This is a genomic window from Mycobacterium innocens (assembly GCF_900566055.1).
Taxonomy (GTDB): Bacteria; Actinomycetota; Actinomycetes; order Mycobacteriales; family Mycobacteriaceae; genus Mycobacterium; species Mycobacterium innocens.
This window is the reverse complement of record NZ_UPHQ01000118.1, coordinates 21,334-39,999: the sequence shown is the minus strand read 5'-3', so window position 1 is coordinate 39,999 and position 18,666 is coordinate 21,334. Positions and strand designations below refer to the sequence as shown.

21 protein-coding genes are annotated in these 18,666 nt (G+C 65.9%); 12 read left to right on the top strand and 9 right to left on the bottom strand.

Features of this window, described 5'->3' with window-relative positions; all coding sequences use genetic code 11:
- The 4 genes from EET03_RS13155 to EET03_RS13140 form a co-directional block, all read right to left on the bottom strand.
- Positions 1 to 542, bottom strand: a 542-nt coding sequence (locus EET03_RS13155; RefSeq protein WP_136625694.1) for a PE family protein, incomplete at its 3' end; no start/stop codon positions are given.
- A 197-nt stretch (positions 543 to 739) separates the two neighbouring features.
- On the bottom strand, positions 740 to 1,096 hold the full coding sequence (locus tag EET03_RS13150) for a carboxymuconolactone decarboxylase family protein (RefSeq protein ID WP_063471485.1): 357 nt from the start codon (positions 1,094 to 1,096) through the stop codon (positions 740 to 742).
- Positions 1,097 to 1,152: 56 nt separating this feature from the next.
- Positions 1,153 to 1,581 carry a DUF302 domain-containing protein gene (locus EET03_RS13145; protein WP_063471486.1) on the bottom strand — a complete coding sequence of 143 codons (429 nt, stop codon included), beginning with the start codon at positions 1,579 to 1,581 and terminating at the stop codon, positions 1,153 to 1,155.
- A gap of 59 nt (positions 1,582 to 1,640) precedes the next feature.
- Positions 1,641 to 1,910, bottom strand: coding sequence for a metal-sensitive transcriptional regulator (locus EET03_RS13140; protein WP_063471510.1), 270 nt, complete (start codon positions 1,908 to 1,910; stop codon positions 1,641 to 1,643).
- Positions 1,911 to 2,044: 134 nt separating this feature from the next.
- Here EET03_RS13140 and EET03_RS13135 point away from each other — a divergent pair, with 134 nt between their 5' ends.
- Entirely contained in the window at positions 2,045 to 2,419 is a 375-nt protein-coding gene (locus EET03_RS13135) for a thioredoxin family protein (RefSeq protein ID WP_063471511.1), read from the top strand.
- A gap of 25 nt (positions 2,420 to 2,444) precedes the next feature.
- Here EET03_RS13135 and EET03_RS13130 read toward each other — a convergent pair whose 3' ends face one another.
- The gene (locus EET03_RS13130; protein ID WP_063471487.1) at positions 2,445 to 3,665 is read right to left on the bottom strand and encodes a CaiB/BaiF CoA transferase family protein; all 1,221 of its coding nucleotides are present in this window, start codon (positions 3,663 to 3,665) and stop codon (positions 2,445 to 2,447) included.
- Between the two features lie 255 nt (positions 3,666 to 3,920).
- Between EET03_RS13130 and EET03_RS13125 the strand changes: the two genes are divergently transcribed.
- The 8 genes from EET03_RS13125 (at position 3,921) to EET03_RS13090 (ending at position 12,578) form a co-directional block, all read left to right on the top strand.
- Positions 3,921 to 4,796 (top strand): mycofactocin-coupled SDR family oxidoreductase, encoded by an 876-nt coding sequence (locus EET03_RS13125; RefSeq protein ID WP_075543469.1) that lies wholly within the window; start codon positions 3,921 to 3,923, stop codon positions 4,794 to 4,796.
- A 97-nt stretch (positions 4,797 to 4,893) separates the two neighbouring features.
- Positions 4,894 to 5,832 (top strand): thiamine pyrophosphate-dependent dehydrogenase E1 component subunit alpha, encoded by a 939-nt coding sequence (locus tag EET03_RS13120; RefSeq protein WP_082274731.1) that lies wholly within the window; start codon positions 4,894 to 4,896, stop codon positions 5,830 to 5,832.
- Positions 5,833 to 5,843: 11 nt separating this feature from the next.
- Positions 5,844 to 6,842: an alpha-ketoacid dehydrogenase subunit beta gene (locus EET03_RS13115; RefSeq protein ID WP_075543467.1), complete on the top strand. Its 999-nt coding sequence runs from the start codon at positions 5,844 to 5,846 to the stop codon at positions 6,840 to 6,842.
- On the top strand, positions 6,835 to 7,071 hold the full coding sequence (locus EET03_RS13110) for a biotin/lipoyl-containing protein (RefSeq protein ID WP_075543466.1): 237 nt from the start codon (positions 6,835 to 6,837) through the stop codon (positions 7,069 to 7,071). The genes EET03_RS13115 and EET03_RS13110 overlap by 8 nt, the downstream gene beginning before the upstream one ends.
- A gap of 13 nt (positions 7,072 to 7,084) precedes the next feature.
- Entirely contained in the window at positions 7,085 to 7,957 is an 873-nt protein-coding gene (locus EET03_RS13105) for an enoyl-CoA hydratase-related protein (RefSeq protein ID WP_075543465.1), read from the top strand.
- 28 nt (positions 7,958 to 7,985) lie between these two features.
- Positions 7,986 to 9,503 (top strand): acyl-CoA synthetase, encoded by a 1,518-nt coding sequence (locus EET03_RS13100; protein ID WP_075543464.1) that lies wholly within the window; start codon positions 7,986 to 7,988, stop codon positions 9,501 to 9,503.
- A 25-nt stretch (positions 9,504 to 9,528) separates the two neighbouring features.
- Complete coding sequence (locus EET03_RS13095; protein WP_099194181.1) at positions 9,529 to 10,899, top strand: aromatic ring-hydroxylating oxygenase subunit alpha; 1,371 nt, start codon at positions 9,529 to 9,531, stop codon at positions 10,897 to 10,899.
- Entirely contained in the window at positions 10,896 to 12,578 is a 1,683-nt protein-coding gene (locus tag EET03_RS13090) for an FAD-binding protein (RefSeq protein WP_099193525.1), read from the top strand. Before EET03_RS13095 ends, EET03_RS13090 begins: the two co-directional genes overlap by 4 nt.
- Positions 12,579 to 12,616: 38 nt before the next feature.
- On the opposite strand, the gene EET03_RS13085 is transcribed toward EET03_RS13090, so the two are convergent.
- The 4 genes from EET03_RS13085 to EET03_RS13070 all read right to left on the bottom strand — a co-directional run bounded on the left by EET03_RS13085 (position 12,617) and on the right by EET03_RS13070 (position 16,220).
- Positions 12,617 to 13,459, bottom strand: a complete 843-nt coding sequence (locus EET03_RS13085) for an enoyl-CoA hydratase-related protein (RefSeq protein ID WP_075543462.1) — start codon at positions 13,457 to 13,459, stop codon at positions 12,617 to 12,619.
- A gap of 40 nt (positions 13,460 to 13,499) precedes the next feature.
- On the bottom strand, positions 13,500 to 14,663 hold the full coding sequence (locus EET03_RS13080) for an acyl-CoA dehydrogenase family protein (RefSeq protein ID WP_075543461.1): 1,164 nt from the start codon (positions 14,661 to 14,663) through the stop codon (positions 13,500 to 13,502).
- 259 nt (positions 14,664 to 14,922) lie between these two features.
- Complete coding sequence (locus EET03_RS13075) at positions 14,923 to 15,468, bottom strand: class I SAM-dependent methyltransferase (protein WP_075543460.1); 546 nt, start codon at positions 15,466 to 15,468, stop codon at positions 14,923 to 14,925.
- 122 nt (positions 15,469 to 15,590) lie between these two features.
- The gene (locus EET03_RS13070; RefSeq protein ID WP_099193524.1) at positions 15,591 to 16,220 is read right to left on the bottom strand and encodes a TetR/AcrR family transcriptional regulator; all 630 of its coding nucleotides are present in this window, start codon (positions 16,218 to 16,220) and stop codon (positions 15,591 to 15,593) included.
- A gap of 407 nt (positions 16,221 to 16,627) precedes the next feature.
- Between EET03_RS13070 and EET03_RS13065 the strand changes: the two genes are divergently transcribed.
- From EET03_RS13065 to EET03_RS13055, 3 genes are all read left to right on the top strand, one after another.
- A complete protein-coding gene (locus EET03_RS13065) occupies positions 16,628 to 17,110 on the top strand; it encodes a hypothetical protein (protein WP_208649048.1) in 483 nt (160 codons plus the stop codon).
- A 104-nt stretch (positions 17,111 to 17,214) separates the two neighbouring features.
- Positions 17,215 to 18,408, top strand: coding sequence for a cytochrome P450 (locus EET03_RS13060; RefSeq protein ID WP_075543458.1), 1,194 nt, complete (start codon positions 17,215 to 17,217; stop codon positions 18,406 to 18,408).
- Positions 18,405 to 18,599, top strand: a complete 195-nt coding sequence (locus EET03_RS13055; RefSeq protein WP_075543457.1) for a ferredoxin — start codon at positions 18,405 to 18,407, stop codon at positions 18,597 to 18,599. Before EET03_RS13060 ends, EET03_RS13055 begins: the two co-directional genes overlap by 4 nt.
- The last annotated feature ends 67 nt before the right edge of the window (positions 18,600 to 18,666 follow it).

Here is an 18,666-nt window from a genome sequence, read left to right as displayed (position 1 = left end):
GTGGTGGAATTCCCCGCGGCTCCACCGGCGCCGCCGTTGCCCCACAAGCCGGCGTTGCCGCCGTTGCCGCCGCCCTGGTTGATGCCGCCGGACCCGCCATTGCCGCCGTTGCCGATCAAGATCCCGCCGTCACCGCCGCTTTCACCCGTCCCCGGAGCCCCGTTGGTGCCGTTGCCGATCAGCGGACGCCCGAACAGCGCCTGGGCGGGCGCGTTGATCAGGTCGAGCACGTCCTGCTGCAAGGATTGTGCAGCCGAGGCATTGGCAGCCTCGGCGAGGGAATACGAGCCCGCTCCCGCGGTGAGCAGCTGCACAAACTGTTCATGGAATGCCGCGGCCTGGGCGCTGAGCAGCTGATAGGCCTGGGCATGCGCCCCGAACAGGGCAGCGATCGCGGCCGACACCTCGTCGGCGCCGGCCGCCAGCACTGCCGTCGTTGGCGCGGCAGCCGCGAAGTTGGCCGCACTTAGCGACGAACCAACACTCCCCAGATCCGTTGCCGCCGCCGCCACCAGCTCTGGGGCCGCGATGAGATACGACATCAGGGACCTCCCACCACGTCACGGAAACCCGGCGGTCGCCCGGTCGCCATCAACCCTCGGCAAAGGGTATCGCCATCGGGTCAGCACACCCGCATTTCCGGGAGACCTACCGATCGTTTCGCCGGACGGGCCCGGAATGTTTCAGCGATCTCGCGGCTGTCGGCGGCCCAGCGCCGCCGGACGACGTTAGGACGGCCCTAAGAAGGTTTGGTCTCGGCGAATTCGCAGAATGCGGTGTAGGCCCGAGCGCCGTGGATGGTGGCCGGTCCCCCGTTCATGAGGATGGTGACACCGATCGCCTCGGCAGCTTCCTCAGCGGTGGCACCCGCGCGGGCCGCGGCCTGAGCGTGGGAGGCGATGCAGCCGTCGCACCCCTGTACCACCCCGATCGCCATCGCCATGAGTTCCTTGACCTTACGGCTGAGGGCGCCGTCGGTGAGCGCGGCGCCGCTCAGGGCCGCAAATCCCTTGTAGACATCCGGAATCTGGCTGCGAAGCGCCCGGTGTTGCGGCCGCAGCTCCTCGAGGACCTCGTGATGGTGTTGTTCTGACATCGACCTCGTTACCCCTTCGGGTACTTGTGGGAACCTGAGGGTCGCAAGGGTACCGATTACGCCGGCGACCGTTCGGGCGCCTTGTCCGAGCTTTGCAGCTCGTCGATGACGGCTTGGATCCGGCCGGTGACTTCATCGGCGATCGGGGCAAGCTTGGGTTCACCGGTGATGTCGGCCAACAACCGCGGGTTCATCGCTTCGATGACGATGGTGCCGGCCTGTTCGGGGTCCGATCGCACCACCACATTGCAGGGCAGCAGAGTGCCGATCTGGCGGGTCGCCTCGATTGCGCGGTGCGCCAGCGGCGGATTGCAGGCGCCGAGGATCAGGTAGTCCTCCATGTCTTCGTCGAGTTTGGCCTTCAGGGTTGCCTTCACGTCGATCTCGGTCAAGACGCCAAAGCCTTGCTGCGCCAGCGCCTCGCGGGTGCGCTTGACCGCCTCGTCGAAGCCGGTGTGCAAGGTGGCCGACAATGCAATATCCATCACCAATATCTCCTCTATCTTTTCAGATGTTCTCTTCGGATTCTTGTAGGAACTTCTGTTCAGGCCAGCGCCAGGAAGAGCTTCTCCAACTCGGCTTCGCTCAACGGCGCGGCACCGTCGGACTGGGCTCCGGTGATGCATTCCCGCAATCCGGTGGCAACAATCTTGAACCCGGCCCGGTCGAGCGCCCGCGACACCGCCGCCAGTTGGGTAACCACGTCTTTGCAGTCGCGGCCCTGCTCGATCATCGAAATCACTCCGGCCAGCTGCCCTTGGGCGCGCCGCAGCCGGTTCAGTACCGCAGCCATGCTGTCTTGATCACCAATCACGGTGGATCCTCCCGTCGCATCGGTCTTATCCACCATAGTACCCAGGGGGGTATGAATAGCCACTGCCGACACGATGGAATATACCCCACCGGGTATGTGTTCTTAGATCAACATCCCCGATGGAAGGACCGACGATGACGACCGTCAATCTTACCCACGACACGTTCGAGTCCACGGTTACCGACAATCCGCTTGTGCTGGTTGACTTTTGGGCGTCCTACTGTCGCCCATGCCAGGCGTTTGCCCCGATCTACGAGAGGTCGGCACGGACCCATCCCGACGTGGTGCACGCCAAGGTCGACACCCAGGCCGAACGGGAACTGGCCGCTGCGGCGGGCATCCGCTCAATTCCGACCATCCTGGCGTTTCGCGACGGGGTTCTGGTCTACAGCCAGGCCGGCGCGCTGCCGCCAGCGGTGCTGGAGAACCTGATCGATCAGATGAAATCACTGGACATGGATACCGTGCGCGCCAAGATCGCCGCCCGCCGGGCAGCCACCGCTCGGTAGCCGGACGCTCGGTAGCCGGCCGCTCTCACAGGATCGCTTTGAGATCCTTGGCCTTTGCGATGTCGTCCCAGTCCACCTCGAGCTCGAGCAGAATCTCCTCGGTGTGCTGCCCATGCTCCGGGGCTCGCGCGGGATCCGGCGGGGTTTCGTTGAATTGAACCGGCGCGGCCACGATCCGGTACGGCTCGCCGTGGTCATCGCGGTTGGTCACCACGTACCCGTTGGGTTCGACCTGAGGATCGTTGAGCGTCTCCCGTGGCGTCGCCAGGGCCGCCCATACACCCGGTTCGTCCTCGAGCACCTTCTGCCAATGTGCAAGGTCGTGGCCGGCAAACGCAGCGGCGAAGATCTGCGTTGCTTCGGCCGCGTTGGCGATGAGGTTGCGCGACGGCACGAACCGCTCGTCGGCGATCAGCTCGGCAAGTCCCATCCGCCGGCAAAAGCCGGCCCAGAATTTGTCGGGTTGTAAGAACACCAGCTGAATCCACCTGCCGTCCCTGGTTTTGTACCGGTTCACCAGCGGATTGATAGCCAACCCGGGAGGTGCCCCGGGAATGCCGTCGATATCGAAGAAGTCGGCCGCCGAAATCGACGGCGCGATGGCCCACATCGCCTGAGCCAGCAGTGACGAGTCGACGATGCACGGCTCTCCGGTGCGTTCCCGGTGAAACAACGCAGCACACACACCACCGGCGAGTGTCGCCCCGCCCTGCAGGTCGCCGAACGCCGGCCCCTGCACAGCGGGGGTCTCGCTGCCGAACGGGGTGAGGGTATACGCCACCCCGCCACGTGCCAGGTAGGTGGCGGCATCGAAGCCACCGCGATCGCGATCCGGGCCGCGCACGCCAAGTCCCGTTCCTCTGGCGATGATGATCGTGGGATTGAAGGAGCGGATGTCCTCGACGGTCAGCCGGGCGCGCTCCAGCGCGCCGGGTAGCCAATTGGTCAGGAACACATCCGCGCTGGCCAGCAGGCGACCGAACAGCTCACGCCCGGTTTCGGATTTGATGTCGATCGCGATACTGCGCTTGCCGCGGTTGCCCAACTCGAGGATGAAGTCGGCGTCGACCCGGGCCGCTTCGCGGGTGAAGCCGCCGACCACCAATGCCCGGCCGGGATCGCCCGCCGCGACGCCCTCCACCTTGATCACGTCGGCGCCCCAATCCGACAGGGCGGCACCGGCCGACGGTACGTAGGTCCACGAAGCCAGCTCGACAACCCGGACACCGTTGAGTACCCCTGCCATCGCAATCCCCTCGGCCGCCGCAGCTATTCCTTGCTATTTTAGATATTCTAGCTAGCGTAGCGGATGGCGATATCCCGACTGCAGGTACGCGCGGTTCTCCGGAAGAGATGCGATGGGACCCACCAACGGTTGGATGCCGGTGCGGTTGGCCGCTGCCCGGACCCGGCGCCGCCCGGCGCCTACACCGCGCGGACAGCGAAAGGCTTTGACTCCCAATGGGGGTCATTGGTATAGGGACGCGGACAAGGGGCGGCGATGAGCCGGATAGCGGGCCGGGTGGCCGGTAAGGTGGCGGTGATCAGTGGCGCCGCACGCGGGCAGGGCCGCTCGCATGCCCGGTTGCTCGCCGCAGAGGGTGCCGACATCGTCGCGGTGGACTTGTGCGCCGATATCGAGACGAACGAGTATCCGCTGGCCCGGCCGGAGGACCTGGACGAGACCGCGCGTCTGGTGGAAAAGGAAGGCCGGCGGGTCATCGCCGCGATCGCCGACGTCCGCGACCGTACGGTGTTGTCGACGGCGATCGACAACGCGGTGTCCGAGTTGGGCCGCCTCGACATCGTGGTCGCCAATGCCGGCATCTGCCCGCTCACCGCCGGCCTGCCGCCGCAGGCCTTCGCCGACGCGGTCGACGTGGACCTGGTGGGTGTGCTCAACCTGGTGCACGCCAGCCTCAAACACCTACGCGCCGGCGCGTCGATCATCGTGATCGGTTCCAACGCGGCATTCATGTCGTCGATGAACACCACCGGCATCGACGGCGGCCCTGGCGGGGCAGGCTATGCCTTCGCGAAAATCGCTGCCGCGCATTACGTCAACGACTTCGCCCTGGCGCTGGCCCCCTTCTCCATCCGGATGAACGCGGTACACCCGACCAACGTCAACACCGACATGTTGCACAGCGCCCCCATGTACCGGGCCTTCCGGCCGGACCTGCCGAACCCCACTCGTGCGGACGCCGAACCGGTTTTCCCGGTGGTGCAAGCGATGCCGATCCCCTATGTCGAACCCGAAGACATCAGCGAGGCCGTGCTGTTCCTCGCCTCCGATGCGGCCCGCTACGTCACCGGCCAGCAGCTGCGGGTGGACGGCGGCGGCTTTCTCAAGGTCAATCCGTGGTCCGGCGGGTGATCGCGGTGTGGTCAATTCGTTTGCAGCACATGGAACTTGGAGACACACCGTGACCACCGACCGTTCCGGCCACTTCCAGCGCCGCCTCTACGAGCTGATGGTGCTGATGAAAACCGCCGACGACCGGCTGGCCAAGGGCATCAGCACCGGGGAGTTCATCTGCGTGTACTGGCCGTCGCGCGGCCAGGAAGCCATCGCCGCGGCGATGGGTGTGGTGTTGCGGACCGACGATCAGCTGGCGACGACCTACCGGGGGTTACATGATCTGATCGGCAAGGGGGTGTCGCTGCAGGAGATCTTCGGGGAGATGATGGGACGCACCGTCGGCGCCAGCCGCGGCAAGGGCGGCACCATGCATATCGCCAATCCCGCGGTGGGCGTGATGCTTTCGACCGGCATCGTCGGCGCCGGGCCGCCGGTGGCCGTCGGGCTGGCGCTGGCCGGCAAGCGCAAGGGCCTGGATCGCGTCACGGTGGTCAGCTTCGGCGACGGCGCCACCAACACCGGCTCCTTCCACGAAGCGGCCAACATGGCCGCGCTCTGGGATCTGCCCGTGGTGTTCGTGTGCCAGAACAACCAGTACGCGGAGATGACACCCACGTCCGCCACGATGAAGCTCGAACATGTCGCGGATCGGGCCACCGGTTACGGAATGCCCGGTGTCACGGTCGACGGTAACGACCCGCTGGCGGTCGCGTCGGCCCTCGACCAAGCGGTGGACGCCGCCCGCGGCGGTGGCGGTCCCACCTTCATCGAGTGCGTGACGTTTCGCTTCCGCGGCCACTACTTCGGTGACCGGATGCCCTACATACCAAAAGATCAACTGGCGGCGGCCATGGCGGCCGACCCGGTGCCACGGTTCCGCAACTATCTCGTCGAGGCCGGGATCTGCGGCGAGGACGAGCTCGCCGGCATCGACGACGACGCGCAGCAGCAGGTGGAGACGGCGTTGCGCACGGTCATGAGCGCCGATGCACCGTCGATCGACGAACTCGAACGTGACGTATACGCAACGCCGGTCGGGTTCCCGGCTTGAGGACGTGGCGGATGACCGAACAAGAGATGACGATGCGCGAGGCGCTCAACCTCGCACTCGATCAGGCGCTACAGGCCGACGACCGGGTGTTGCTGCTCGGTGAGGACATCGCCGATCCCGGCGCGTCCGGGCCCACCGCGGGCCTGTCGACGAAGTACGGCAACGACCGAGTCGTGGACACCCCGATCTCGGAAGCCGCGATCATGGGCGCCGCGATCGGCGCGGCGATCGACGGGATGCTGCCGGTAGCCGAGATCATGATCATGGATTTCATCGGGATCGCCGCCGACCAGTTGATCAACCATGCCGCCAAGCTGCGCTTCATGACGGGCGGACGCACCACGGCGCCGATCACCGTGCGCACCCAGGTATACGCCGGATTGGGCACCGGTGCCACGCATTCGCAGACGTTGGAGGCGTGGTTCATGCACATCCCCGGGATGAAGGTGATCGTGCCGTCCACCCCGCGCGACGGCAAGGGTTTATTGACCACCGCGATCTTCGACGAGGATCCTTGCCTGTTCGTCGAAACCATCCGCCTGCAAAGCAACCGCGGACCCGTCCCCATCGACCCGGGTTTCTCGATTCCGTTGGGCCAGGCCGATATCAAACGACCGGGCACCGATGTAAGCCTGATCGGCTACGGGCGCAGCGTGTACGACGCGCTCGCGGCCGCGGCCACGCTGCAGGAACAGGGCGTCAGCGCCGAGGTCGTCGACCTGCGCACCCTGGTACCGCTCGATGTCGAGACCGTCGTCGAATCCGTCCGTCGCACAACAAGAGCCGTCGTGGTGCACGACGCGGTGCAGTTCGGCGGACCCGGGGCGGAGATCGCCGCGATACTGCAATCGGAATTGTTCGGCGAACTCGTCGCACCTGTCGAGCGGGTCGGCGCGCGGTTCGTCCCCAACCCGGCCGCCGCGGCGCTGGAGGCGCAGGTGTATCCCTCGCCGGAACGGATCGTCGCAGCCGCACAGCGAACCCTGGACAGGACGAGAGTGCATGGCTGACTTCGTCATTCGCATCCCGCGCGTCTCGGTCGCGGTATCCGAAGCCGAGCTCGTCGAACTTCTCGTCGAGAGCGGCCAGCATGTCGAGGAGGGCACCCCGATCTACGTCATCGCAACCGAGAAGGTCGAACAGGAGATCGAAGCCGGCGCGTCCGGCGTCGTGCAGTGGACCGCAGCAGCCGGTGGGACCTACGACATCGGCGTACCGATCGGCGTCATCACCTCATGATTCAGGAGAAGGCATGGACCTCAAGGAAACTCGCGAGCGCATCATCTACGAGAAGACCGGTGCGATAGCGCGGGTCACGCTGAACTGGCCGGAGAAGGCGAATGCCCAGGACCAGAAACTAGCCGAGGAAGTCGACGCCGCCCTGGCCGACGCGGACCGCGACTACGACATCAAGGTGCTGATCCTCAAGGCCAACGGCAAGGGTTTCTGCTCGGGACACGCGATCGGCAACAACGCGGTCGACTATCCGGCGTTCGTCGAGGGCGCCAAGGTCATGGGCACGCCGTGGAAGCCGCAATCCGACCTGTTCGTCAAGCCGGTACTCAACCTGTGGGAGTTCGCCAAACCGACGATTGCCCAGGTCCACGGCTACTGCGTGGGCGGGGGCACGCACTACGGGCTGACTACCGATATCGTCATCGCTTCCGAGGACGCCTACTTTCAGTACCCGCCATTGCAGGGGTTCGGCATGCCGTCGGGCGAATGCTCGATCGAGCCGTGGGTGTTCATGAATTGGCGGCGGGCGTCGTATTACCTGTATCTGAACGAAGTCATCGACGCGCAAAAGGCGCTGGCGGTGGGTCTGGTCAACGAGGTGGTCCCCCGCGATCAACTCGACGCCCGGGTGGACGCGATCGCGCGGCACATCGCGCAGGCTCCGCTGACGACACTGTTGGCGACCAAGGCCAACATCAAACGCGCCTGGGAGCTGATGGGCATGCGGGTGCACTGGCAAAGCTCCAACGACCTGGTGGCGTTGGCGTCGATCAGCGCCGACGTGCAGGCCCTGGTGCAGCAGGTGCTGAAGGGCAAGATCAAGCCCGCCGAGATGGCGCGCCGCCAGGCGGCGGCGGCCGAGTCGACCGACGGCTCCCCGGCGACCTGATGCCGTTGGGGCGCGGGATGTTACGCCGATGAACCTGAGCGACCACGCCGGCAGCGCAGCTCCGGCACTTGTCGTGGGCGACGGGCCGGCCCTCTCGTATGCACAGTTGCATGCCCGGAGCCGGGGCGTGGCGGCGCTGCTGCACGAGGCCGGCCTCAGCCGCGGCGACGGGGTGGCTCTGCTGCTGGCCAACCGCCTGGAATTTCTCGAAATCACCTGGGGCTGCCAGCTTTCCGGGCTCTACTACACGCCGGTGAACACTCACCTCACCGTCGACGAGGTGGCCTACATCGTCGACGATTGCGAGGCCCGGGCGGTGTTCCTCGACTCGGCTTTTGCCGACCTGGCGGGCAAACTGGCCGACAGCAGCCGCGTCCTGGTCTGCGTCGGCGGGTCGATACCCGGCTGGCGTTGTTACCAGGACGCGCTGGCCGACGCCGGCCCGGATTTCCCGGCTTCCGACGGCAGCGAGATGCTGTATTCGTCGGGCACCACCGGAAGGCCCAAGGCGGTGCGCCGCCCGCTGCCCACCGCCAACGGCTCCTGGGCTCAGGCGGTTCTCGAGATGGCGCTCACCCAGCGCTACGGGATGAGCCCGGCCAGCGTGTACCTGTCCCCCGCGCCGCTCTACCACGCCGCGGGCGTGAACTACGCCATGGCGGTCCACCGCGTCGGCGCCACGGTGATCATCACGGGCAAGTTCGACGCCGAAACCGTGCTGCGGCTGATCGAGATCCACCGGGTCACCCACTCCCAGTTCGTGCCGACGATGTTCGTGCGGATGCTCAAGCTGCCCGAAGAGGTGCGGCGCGGCTATGACATCTCCAGCCTGCAGTGCGTGCTGCACGCTGCCGCCCCCTGCCCGGTGGACGTCAAGCACCGGATGATGGACTGGTTCGGGCCGATCATTCACGAATACTACGGGGGGACCGAGGGATTCGCGGGCACCACGATCGGCCCGCGGGAGTGGCTGGCCCACCCGGGCTCGGTCGGCAAACCGTTGAGCCCGGTGCACGTCGTCGGCGGCGACGGAAGTGAGCTGCCCGTCGGACAGTCCGGCGAGCTCTATTTCGAGGGCGGCCCACCGTTCGAGTACTTCAAAGATCCCGCCAAGACCGCGTCGGTGTGCAACGAACACGGGTGGCGCTCGCTGGGCGACATGGGCTACCTGGACGACGACGGATACCTCTATCTCACCGACCGCTCGACGTTCATGATTGTTTCCGGCGGGGTCAACATCTATCCGCAGGAGGCGGAGAACCTGTTGGTCATGCACCCCAAGCTCGTCGATGCGGCGGTGTTCGGCGTCCCCAACGACGAGTTCGGCGAGGAGGTCAAGGCCGTGGTGCAACCGGCGGAAGGGGTTACGGCCGGACCCGACCTCGAAGCCGAGCTGATCGACTACTGCCGCGCGCACCTGGCCGCATACAAGTGCCCGCGCAGCGTCGACTTCGCCGCGGAGCTGCCCCGCGACCCCAACGGAAAGCTTTACAAAAGGCGTATCCGCGAACGTTATTGGCAAGGCCGCACGTCCCGGATCGTGTGAGCATCGTGTGAGCGAGGAAAGCCAGATGGTGAGCATTGAGGTGAACTGGACACCGCTGCTGGTGCCGTGGGCGGTCCGGACCGCCGACCGAATCCCCAAGCAGCGCTTCTACGACCCCGAGTTCTACGCGCTGGAAGCGGCGATGCTGTGGCCTCGCGTCTGGCAGATGGCCTGCCGGCTCGAGGAGATCCCCAAGCCGGGCGACTACGTGGAGTACCAGATCCTCGACGAGTCGATCATCGTGGTGCGGGCAGCCGGTGACGACGTACGGGCCTACCACAACGCGTGCCGGCATCGTGGAGTAAAGCTGGTGGAAGGCAACGGATCTCGACGCACCTTCGTGTGCCCCTTCCACGGCTGGTGCTGGGGCATCGACGGATGCAACACCTATGTGGCGCGGCCGGAGGTGTTCGACGAGCACAACCTGTGCCCGGAGGATCTTGCGCTCGTGTCGGTCCGGTGCGAACTCTGGGGTGGGTGCGCATGGATCAATCTCGACGACGGGGCGCCGGCGTTGCGTGCCTGCCTGGAGCCGTTCGCCTCGATCTACGACGCCTGGGAGGTCGAATCGCTGCGCACCGAGTGGTGGCAGTCGTGCCGATTGCCGGTGAACTGGAAGCTTGCCACGGCGGCGTTCATGGAGGGCTATCACGTGCCGCAGACCCACCCGCAGCTGTTGCCGTCGGCGCCGGGTGCACCCGCGCCGAACACCCACCCGGTCATCCAGAGCAGCCTGTATTTCATGCGGACGCTCGGCGCCGGCATGGGCGGCATGACCCACGCCAACGACATTCGCATCGCCGAAGGCCTGCAGCACATCGAGTTGCCGGACGATCCCGCCGAGGCAACGACCGCCTGGCGCGCCACGCTCAACGACGCCGTCGTCGCCTGGCATCGCGCGCGGGGATGCGATGTTCCCGACCTCAACGAGTTGGCGCGGCGCGGCATCGTCGACGCGATCGGGTTCGGCTTCCCGCATTACTTCCTTTTGCCGCAATACAGCAGCGCTTCCTCGTACCGGATTCGTCCGCTGGGCCCGGAGGAGACGTTGTTCGAGATCTGGTCGCTCACCCGGATTCCACCCGATCAGGTCACCGGCAAGCCCGCCCCGCCGGAACCCAAGGCGCCCGACGACCCGAGCTGGCCGCCGATTCCCGCGCAGGACTTCTCCAATCTGCCGCGGCAGCAAAAAGGTCTGCACTCCAAGGGATTTGAATACATGCGATTGTCGAACCAGATCGAGGGACTGATCTCGAACTTCGAGCGGGTCATCGACGGGTTCCTGGCCGGGCTGCCCTACGACACGCTGGTGCCCGCGATCCAGCAGACCAACACCACCATCGACGTGCCGATCGCCGACCTGGGATTCACTTCAGACGTTTCGGCGCCACAGTGAGCCCCCGGTGGGACCGCTCGGTCGACCTGCTCGTCGTGGGCAGCGGCGGGGGCGGCATGGTAGCGGGGCTGGCGGCACTCGACCGTGGGCTCGGGCCGCTCATCGTCGAGAAGCAGGCCCTGGTCGGTGGTTCGACGGGCCTTTCCGGCGGTGTCGTCTGGCTACCCAACAACCCGTTGATGCGGGCCGACGGCATCGCCGACACTTACGAAGACGGGCTTGGCTACCTGGCCGACGTGGTCGGCGACGTCGGCGCGGCGTCTTCGGCTGCCCGCCGGGAAATGTTCCTGTCCGCGGGCTACGAGATGATCAATTTCCTTGTCCGCAAAGGGGTTCGGCTGATCCGGTGTGCCGGCTGGAGCGACTACTACCCGAATCACCAGGGCGGCAACGCCGCCGGCCGCACCGTCGAGGGAGTTCCGTTCGACGCCGCCGAGCTGGGGGCCTGGAGCGACCGGCTGCAGCCGCCGCTGGCCAAGAACTACGGCTACGTGGTGCTGACCAACGAATTGCGCTCGGTGCAGTACTTCAACCGATCGCCACGCGCCTTCGCCGTAGCGGCCCGGGTGTTTCTGCGCACCCGCGCCGCCCGGGTCCGCGGCCGCCAAATCCTCACCAACGGAGCATCATTGATCGGCCAAATGCTCAAGGTGCTCATCGACGTCAGCGACGGCCGGCCGCCGTTGTGGACTGACACCGCCATGGACGATCTCGTCGTCGACGACGGCCGGGTGGTCGGGGCACGCGTCATCCGCGACGGTATTGCGGTGAGCATCGAGGCGCGCAAGGGAGTCCTGTTGGCGGCCGGCGGCTTTGGCCACAACGTCGAGATGCGACGGCAATACAGCGGCGATCAGCCCAACGACGGTAAGTGGTCGATCGCCAATGCCGGCGACACCGGGGAGGTGCTGCAGGCGGCCATGCGGCTGGGCGCGAAAACCGACCTGCTCGACGAAGCGTGGTGGCTGCCTTCGGTATTCATCGCCAACGGCGGCGCCGCTGCGGCGTCACTGGGGTCGGGACGGCAACGACCGGGAGCCATCTACGTCGACTCGGCCGGCCGCCGGTTCTGCAATGAGTCGAACTCCTACGTCGAAGTGGGCAAGGCGATGTATGCCAACAAAGCGGTGCCGTGCTGGATGATCTTCGACCACGGCTACGTCCGCCGGTACGTTACGGGCACCAACCCGCTCAACCGGCACCTGCCGCCCGAGTTCATCGACAGCGGCGCCGTCAAGCGCGGCGACACCATCCGCGACCTGGCCCGCCAGATCGGTGTGCCCGTCGACGCGCTGACGCGAACGATCCAGCGGTTCAACCACTTTGCGGCCCAGGGCCTTGATCCCGACTTCGGCCGCGGTCAGTCGGCCTACAACGCCTGCCTGGGCGACCCTGGATATCGACCCAACGCCGCCCTGGGCCCGCTGCGCCGGGCACCCTACTACGCAACCAGAGTGTTTCCGGCCGATGTCGGCACCTGCGGAGGCGTGGTCACCAACGAACACGCCCAGGTTCTCGACGAGCACGACCGGGTGATCGAGGGCCTCTACGCCACCGGCAACACCACCGCGACGGTGATGGGACGCACCTATCCAGGAGCCGGCGCGAGCATCGCCAGTGCCATGGTGTTCGGCTACGTTGCCGCCCGACACGCCGGCCGGCACTTGCCCCCAGCGTGACGCCATCGTCACGCTCGGCTGCGAATGTGACTGCAGCGTCACGTTGGCGGGACGTAGGAATCGTCGACGAAATCGCGCGGCTTCATTCCGGATTCCATCAGCTCGGCTCGGCGCGCCTGGACATCGGATGCGGCGCCGACCATGTTGGTCAGGATATGACTGACCTGCAGGTGCACCCGCATACCCATCAGTTCCCAGGCTCGCTTGACGTTGTTCTTCACCGCCATCAGCGTCGTGAGCGGGATCTGCGCGATCTTGCGCGCCATCTCCTCGACGGTGGCTTCCAGGGCATCGCGGGGCACCACCCGGTTGAGCAGACCCCAGTCGAGGGCTTGCTGCGCCGACAACGTTGGCGCCAGCAGCAGCCAGTCCATGGTGCGGTGCCAATTCATCATCAACCACGGCTCGATCATGGTGTGCCCGCCGGGCTCGCCGAGGCTTTGAGCAAGCGGCATCTGGAAATACGCGTCCTCGGAGGCGACGCAGAAGTCGGTCAACAGGCCCAGATAGATGCCGCCGCCCATGCAGTAGCCGTGGATCTGGGAGATCGTCGGCTTGGGAAACTCCCACAGATACAGCGTGGGCCACAGGAATAGGTCAGCGGTGCCCTTGTACAGATCCTCGAAGGTACTGCCGAAATCCGGGTAAGGGTTTTCGTCCGGACCCCAGCGTGCCACGTGCCCGCCACAGAAACCCTTGCCGTTGGCCTTGAGAATGACGACCTTGATCTCTCGATCGCGGTCGGCCTCATGCAGGCAGTTGTCGACTTCGGTGACCAGGACCGCATCCTTGGTGTTGGCCTTGTCGACCCGATTCAAGATGATCCGCGCGATCGGTGGTTCGCGCTCATAAATGATCGCTTCGAGGACGCGCCGTTCCATGCTGGGGACAGTACCCGACGCAGGTGTGCCCGACCGGCGCCTACAGCGACCGGCTGATGATCTCCTTCATGATTTCGCTTGTGCCGCCGTAGATCTTGGTCACCCGAGCCGCCGCATACGCGCGCGCAATGGGGTATTCCATCATGTAGCCGTAGCCGCCGAAGAACTGCAGGCACCGATCGACGATGTCGACCGCCTTGTCCGCAGCGATCAGCTTGGCCATCGACGCCGTGGCCGGGTCGTTGTTGCCGTCGATGTACTGCTGCACGCAGTGGTCGACGGTGGTCTTGATCGACAGCGTCTCGGCCTTGAGCTGTGCCAACTCAAACCTGCTGTGCTGGAACTGGATCAACGGGCGCCCGAACGCCTCCCGCTGCCTGCTGTAGCGGATCGCCTCGAGCACCGCGCATTCGGCCAAACCGGCGCACTGCGAGGCGATCACCAGTCGCTCCCGGGCCAGCTGCTCCATCAGCTGGTAAAAACCCAGCCCCTCGATTTCTCCGAGCAGGTTCGCCACCGGCACCCGCATGTCCGAGAAGAACAACTCCCGGGTGTCCTGGCCGTGTTGGCCGATCTTTTCCAGGACCCGCCCGCGCTCGAAGCCGTGCAGATTCTCGTCGGTTTCGGCGACGATCAAGGAAACCCCCGCCGCACCGGCCGCCGGATCCGTCTTGGTGACGATGATCAGCAGATCACAGTGAGTTCCGTTGGAAATGAAGGTCTTCGAACCGTTGATCACATAGTGTGAGCTGTCGCGGACGGCGGTGGTGCGGATCCCCTGCAGGTCGGAGCCGGCACCGGGTTCGGTCATCGCGATCGCCAGCACGGCGTCGCCGCTGATCACCCTGGGCAGCCAGCGTTGCTTCTGTTCCTCGTTGCCGTAGGCATTGAGGTAGTGCGCGGCGATCGGTGAGTGCACCGCCCACCCCGAGGAGGTGTCGTGCGCCAGTGCCTGCTCTTCGGCGAAGACCGCGGAATAACCGAAATCGCCACCGGCGCCGCCGAACCGCTCCGGCAGGTCCAGCCCGAGCAACCCCGCGTCGCCCAGCTTGTTCCAATACTCACGATCGACCTGATGCTCGCGGGCCCAGCGTTCTTGGTTGGGAGTGGACTCCTTGAGCAGGAACTCGGCAGCATACTTGCGCAGCTCGCGATGTTGATCGGTTTCCCAACTAGCCCGGTAGGCCGGGAAAAGCTCGGACATGGCTGCCCCCTGATGTTGCTCCGCGCAATATCGGTTCAGGTTCGCATAGTTTCCGATCGTTGGCGGTGGATTCGGCAAAAAGCCCCGGCCTGCTCCCCCGGGTGCCGCCGGCACCGTTGCCGCCGAGGACAACCGGACCGGTGCTGCCGAGACGGTCGGCACCGCACCACCTGGCACCCAAAGTTACGACCATGGCGCGGACTATCACTGCAGCACAAGCGGTTTCGCAGTTCCGGCCCACCGAGCCTGACGGTTAGGGTTAGGCCCGCGCCAACAGCCAGGCCTGCCCCTGGCCTTCCCCAACAGCAATCACGTCCAGTCCGGCGAACGCCGCCCGGAGCTGGCCCCGCCCGGCGCGGAAGGGACCCGCAGCCGCGCCGACCTCACTGAGCACGGCGATGGCCAGCAACCCGCCCGGTGCCAATCGCGTGACTATTGGCCGGTCCAGGCGACGATCCAGGAACTTATGGCAGACGATCACGTCGACGGGTGGCCCGGGCGGTAAACCAACGTCCAGGTCGACAACGTCGAATTGACAGCGATCGGCGACCCCGCAACGCGCGGCCAAATCCCGTGCCTGGCCAATCGCTACCGTAGAGATGTCCACTCCCCAAACCTCCAAGCCTCGGCGTGCCAACCAGACCGCGCCCAGCCCCGGACCGCAGGCCAGATCGAGAGCCCTTCCCGCGGTGGGAAATACGTCCGCGTGACATCCAAAGGCGCTGGGCGGACCGACAGCATCGACTGCCGGCGGTCCCTGACTGCTGTACCGCTCGTCCCAGCTGCGGCGATCGTGCTCGGCCACAACCTGTTACGCCGGACCGGTGTGCAGATACCCTGGTGCATCAGCCGAGCCCGCTCGCCCGGCTATCGGTTCTGACCGTCGGCAGCACACCACGCGCACGATTCCGGACTCTCCCGCGGAAGTCACTGTGCCCCAGAGTTTTCCAGATAGGCGACGATCGCATTGGTCAACCCGCGACGGGCCTGATCGAGGTCGGAGTAGGTACCCAGCTGCCTTTCGGAGGTGATGCCGCGCATCGCTCCCGGGATGAACGCGGCGACCTCGCGTACCCGGTCGGGATCGACATCCATATCCGCGAATGCCCTCTGGCAGGTCGTAGCCCAGCTCTGCTGCCACGACGCCAGCTCGGCAGCGGTTCGGGGATAGTGCCGCTCGAGTTCGGCACGGTTGTTGGGCAGTGCCCGGCGAAGTGTCTCGATCGCACGGGAATCGGTCGACGTCAGCCCCTCGTACAAAGTATTGATAATGCCCGAGACCCGTACGTGAAGCGGACCGCTGGAGACTGCATTCGACGGAAACGTGCCCCGCCGCGCCGCCGTGCGGTGCAGAACTGCGGCCCACAACCCGTCGATATCGCCGAATTGGTACTTGACCGCGCCCCAGGTGGCGCCGCTGTCCTTGGCAATGCGATTGGCCGACGCGGCCCCGGGTTCACCGGTCGCCAGCGACCGTATCGCAGCCTCGAGCATGCTTTCGCGTGTCGCCAGGCCGCGCTTGTTGGCACGCCGCCCCGCTACGCCCGCCTCAGCCATTCATGCGATGTTAGTGGCAGCGCTCGTCGCGCGGCTAGCACCGCACGTCAGCGAATTCCGCGCACCTCGACGGTAACTGTGGCGACCCCGGCTTCAGCGCCGCGGTGAATCAAACCCATTGCCCGGCAGGGAGATTTGGGCTATCGAGAGCTCCCAAACTGCCCGGCTGCCGGGAATTGGGCCGCGCACCGGGACTTGCGACGTCCGTCGTCGATGCCACCGGCGATGCCCGCGGCCCGGGTTATGGGCCACCACCCGAGACGAGTGACCCGACCGCTCAGCGCCTATAGTCCTGCTCGGATCACGTAAACGGCTCTCGACCGGTCAACAGTGCCACGGTTGCCGCACCTCTTCGGGCTCGGCAATCCGCAGCCGGCCGACGGTGGCGGTCTGGGCCCGGAGGAGGAATACAGGTGTCGGGTCTGCGAGAGCTCGCATTGGGCAGTGCGCCCGTCTTCGGTGGTGTCATGCTGGCCGTTGCGGCTGGGCAATTCAAGGGCACCGACTTTCGCGGCCAGCTCAAGCAGGACATGGACCTGCTCGATCGGCTTCCCGCCGATGCCCCGCAACGCGCCGATCTGGAGCGCACGATCAACGAGCGCATCGGTGACCTGGTGGACGCCGCCGACCGAAGTCGCGCGCTGCGCAAAGCCGCAATGTCCTACCAGGGCAACTGGCGCGACATCGTGCTGTTGCTGTGCGTGCTGCTGTTCACCGTCATCTGGTGGGAGGTCAACCACAGCCGCAGCAACTGGCTGCCGACGTTCATCCTGCTGATCGTGCTGTCGGTGGTGGCTGCCGGTTACGCACTGCGCGGCGCGCTGCGCAGCGTCACCTCGCTGGCCCGCAAACGGCACGGCGGCCAGCGACCCGAACCGACTTCCGGGTGAGCGCGGCAGCGGTGAAACCGCAACATCGGTAAGTTACGTATTTTTGCAATATAAAGGGCCCGCAGGCATTGCCCCGCTCCCGGCGCCGGTGCCACGCTATCTGCATGACTGAAACCGAGGGGTATGTCGATCAGGCGGTGACCGGAATCGCCGAACCACAACCCATGTACAAGGCGCTGCGGGAGTCGACCCCGGTGTTCCGGGCGCCGCAGGCGGTGGTTCTGAGCCGGCTTGCCGACATCGAGATGGCGCTCAAACGCACCGACCTGTTCTCCTCCAACATGGATGCCGTCGATCTCGGTAACCTGCGGCCGCTGATCCCGCTGCAAATCGACCCGCCCGAACACGCCAAGTACCGCCGTGTCCTCGATCCGCTGTTCACTCCGCGGGAGATGGCTCGGCGCGAACCCCACGTCACCGCGCTGGTGAACGAGATGATCAACCGGTTCGCCGGCCGCGGTGAATGCGACTTCCATGCCGAGTTCGCGGTGCCGCTGCCGTGCACCGTCTTCCTGCAGCTGCTGGGCCTTCCCCTGGAAGACCTCGACAAATTCCTGGAGTGGAAGGACGGCGTCATCCGTCCCCCGGGTTCCACCGGCTACGACGACCGCCACGAGGCCTCGGCAGCCGTAGCGCAACAGATCTACGACTACTTCGACCGGGCTATCGACGACCACATCGCCAACCCGCGCGACGACGTGCTGTCCGCGATGATCGCGGCCAACGTCAAAGGGCTAAAAGGGGAGGTGGCCGGCCAACCTCTATCCCGCGAGGAACTGCTCGACATCTGCTTCCTGTTCCTGATCGCGGGCCTGGACACGGTCACCGACTCGCTCGACTGCTTCTTCGTCTACCTGGCGCGACACCCCGACCATCGTCGTCAACTCATCGAGCAGCCCGACGTCCTGCCGCATGCGGTTGAGGAGCTATTGCGCTGGGAGACGCCGGTGCCCGGCGTCGCCCGGGTGGCCATGCACGACGTCGAAGTGGGGGGATGCCCGATCCGCAAAGGTGAACGCGTCAGCCCGCTACTCGGCGCGGCCAACACCGACCCGGCGGAGTTCCCCGATCCGGAACGAGTGGACTTCACCCGCAACCCGAACCGGCACCGGGCGTTCGGTGGCGGTCCGCATCGGTGCCTCGGTTCCCACCTGGCGCGCATGGAGCTGCGGGTGGCGTTGCGCGAATTCCACCACCGCATCCCGGATTACGACATCAAGCCCGGCACCCAGCTCGTCTACACCGCCGCCCTGCGGTCGGTGGAGTCGTTGCCCCTGACGTTCCCGGTCGCGCTATGACGCACGTCTCGGTCGACGCCGAACGCTGCGTCGGGCATGGCCGCTGCTACACCCTGGCGCCGGATGTCTTCGACGCCGACGAGGTCGGACACTCCATCGTGCGGATCGCGGAAGTCTCGGGCGAACTGGCGCGGCAGGCCGTGGCGGGAGCGGAAAACTGCCCGGAACAGGCGATCACCCTGTCCCGGTGAGCGGCCGGCGTCAGTAGCTACTTCGATGGGTGAGATCGCTTGCGGCACAAGAACCTCGCGACGGCAT

What these genes read in the sequence shown, in the direction of transcription:
- EET03_RS13150 (WP_063471485.1), bottom strand. Translation starts at nt 1,096, where the DNA reads ATGTCAGAACAACACCATCACGAGGTCCTCGAGGAGCTGCGGCCGCAA.
- EET03_RS13145 (WP_063471486.1), bottom strand. Translation starts at nt 1,581, where the DNA reads ATGGATATTGCATTGTCGGCCACCTTGCACACCGGCTTCGACGAGGCG.
- EET03_RS13135 (WP_063471511.1), top strand. Translation starts at nt 2,045, where the DNA reads ATGACGACCGTCAATCTTACCCACGACACGTTCGAGTCCACGGTTACC.
- EET03_RS13130 (WP_063471487.1), bottom strand. Translation starts at nt 3,665, where the DNA reads ATGGCAGGGGTACTCAACGGTGTCCGGGTTGTCGAGCTGGCTTCGTGG.
- EET03_RS13125 (WP_075543469.1), top strand. Translation starts at nt 3,921, where the DNA reads ATGAGCCGGATAGCGGGCCGGGTGGCCGGTAAGGTGGCGGTGATCAGT.
- EET03_RS13120 (WP_082274731.1), top strand. Translation starts at nt 4,894, where the DNA reads ATGGTGCTGATGAAAACCGCCGACGACCGGCTGGCCAAGGGCATCAGC.
- EET03_RS13115 (WP_075543467.1), top strand. Translation starts at nt 5,844, where the DNA reads ATGACCGAACAAGAGATGACGATGCGCGAGGCGCTCAACCTCGCACTC.
- EET03_RS13110 (WP_075543466.1), top strand. Translation starts at nt 6,835, where the DNA reads ATGGCTGACTTCGTCATTCGCATCCCGCGCGTCTCGGTCGCGGTATCC.
- EET03_RS13105 (WP_075543465.1), top strand. Translation starts at nt 7,085, where the DNA reads ATGGACCTCAAGGAAACTCGCGAGCGCATCATCTACGAGAAGACCGGT.
- EET03_RS13100 (WP_075543464.1), top strand. Translation starts at nt 7,986, where the DNA reads ATGAACCTGAGCGACCACGCCGGCAGCGCAGCTCCGGCACTTGTCGTG.
- EET03_RS13095 (WP_099194181.1), top strand. Translation starts at nt 9,529, where the DNA reads ATGGTGAGCATTGAGGTGAACTGGACACCGCTGCTGGTGCCGTGGGCG.
- EET03_RS13085 (WP_075543462.1), bottom strand. Translation starts at nt 13,459, where the DNA reads ATGGAACGGCGCGTCCTCGAAGCGATCATTTATGAGCGCGAACCACCG.
- EET03_RS13080 (WP_075543461.1), bottom strand. Translation starts at nt 14,663, where the DNA reads ATGTCCGAGCTTTTCCCGGCCTACCGGGCTAGTTGGGAAACCGATCAA.
- EET03_RS13070 (WP_099193524.1), bottom strand. Translation starts at nt 16,220, where the DNA reads ATGGCTGAGGCGGGCGTAGCGGGGCGGCGTGCCAACAAGCGCGGCCTG.
- EET03_RS13060 (WP_075543458.1), top strand. Translation starts at nt 17,215, where the DNA reads ATGACTGAAACCGAGGGGTATGTCGATCAGGCGGTGACCGGAATCGCC.
- EET03_RS13055 (WP_075543457.1), top strand. Translation starts at nt 18,405, where the DNA reads ATGACGCACGTCTCGGTCGACGCCGAACGCTGCGTCGGGCATGGCCGC.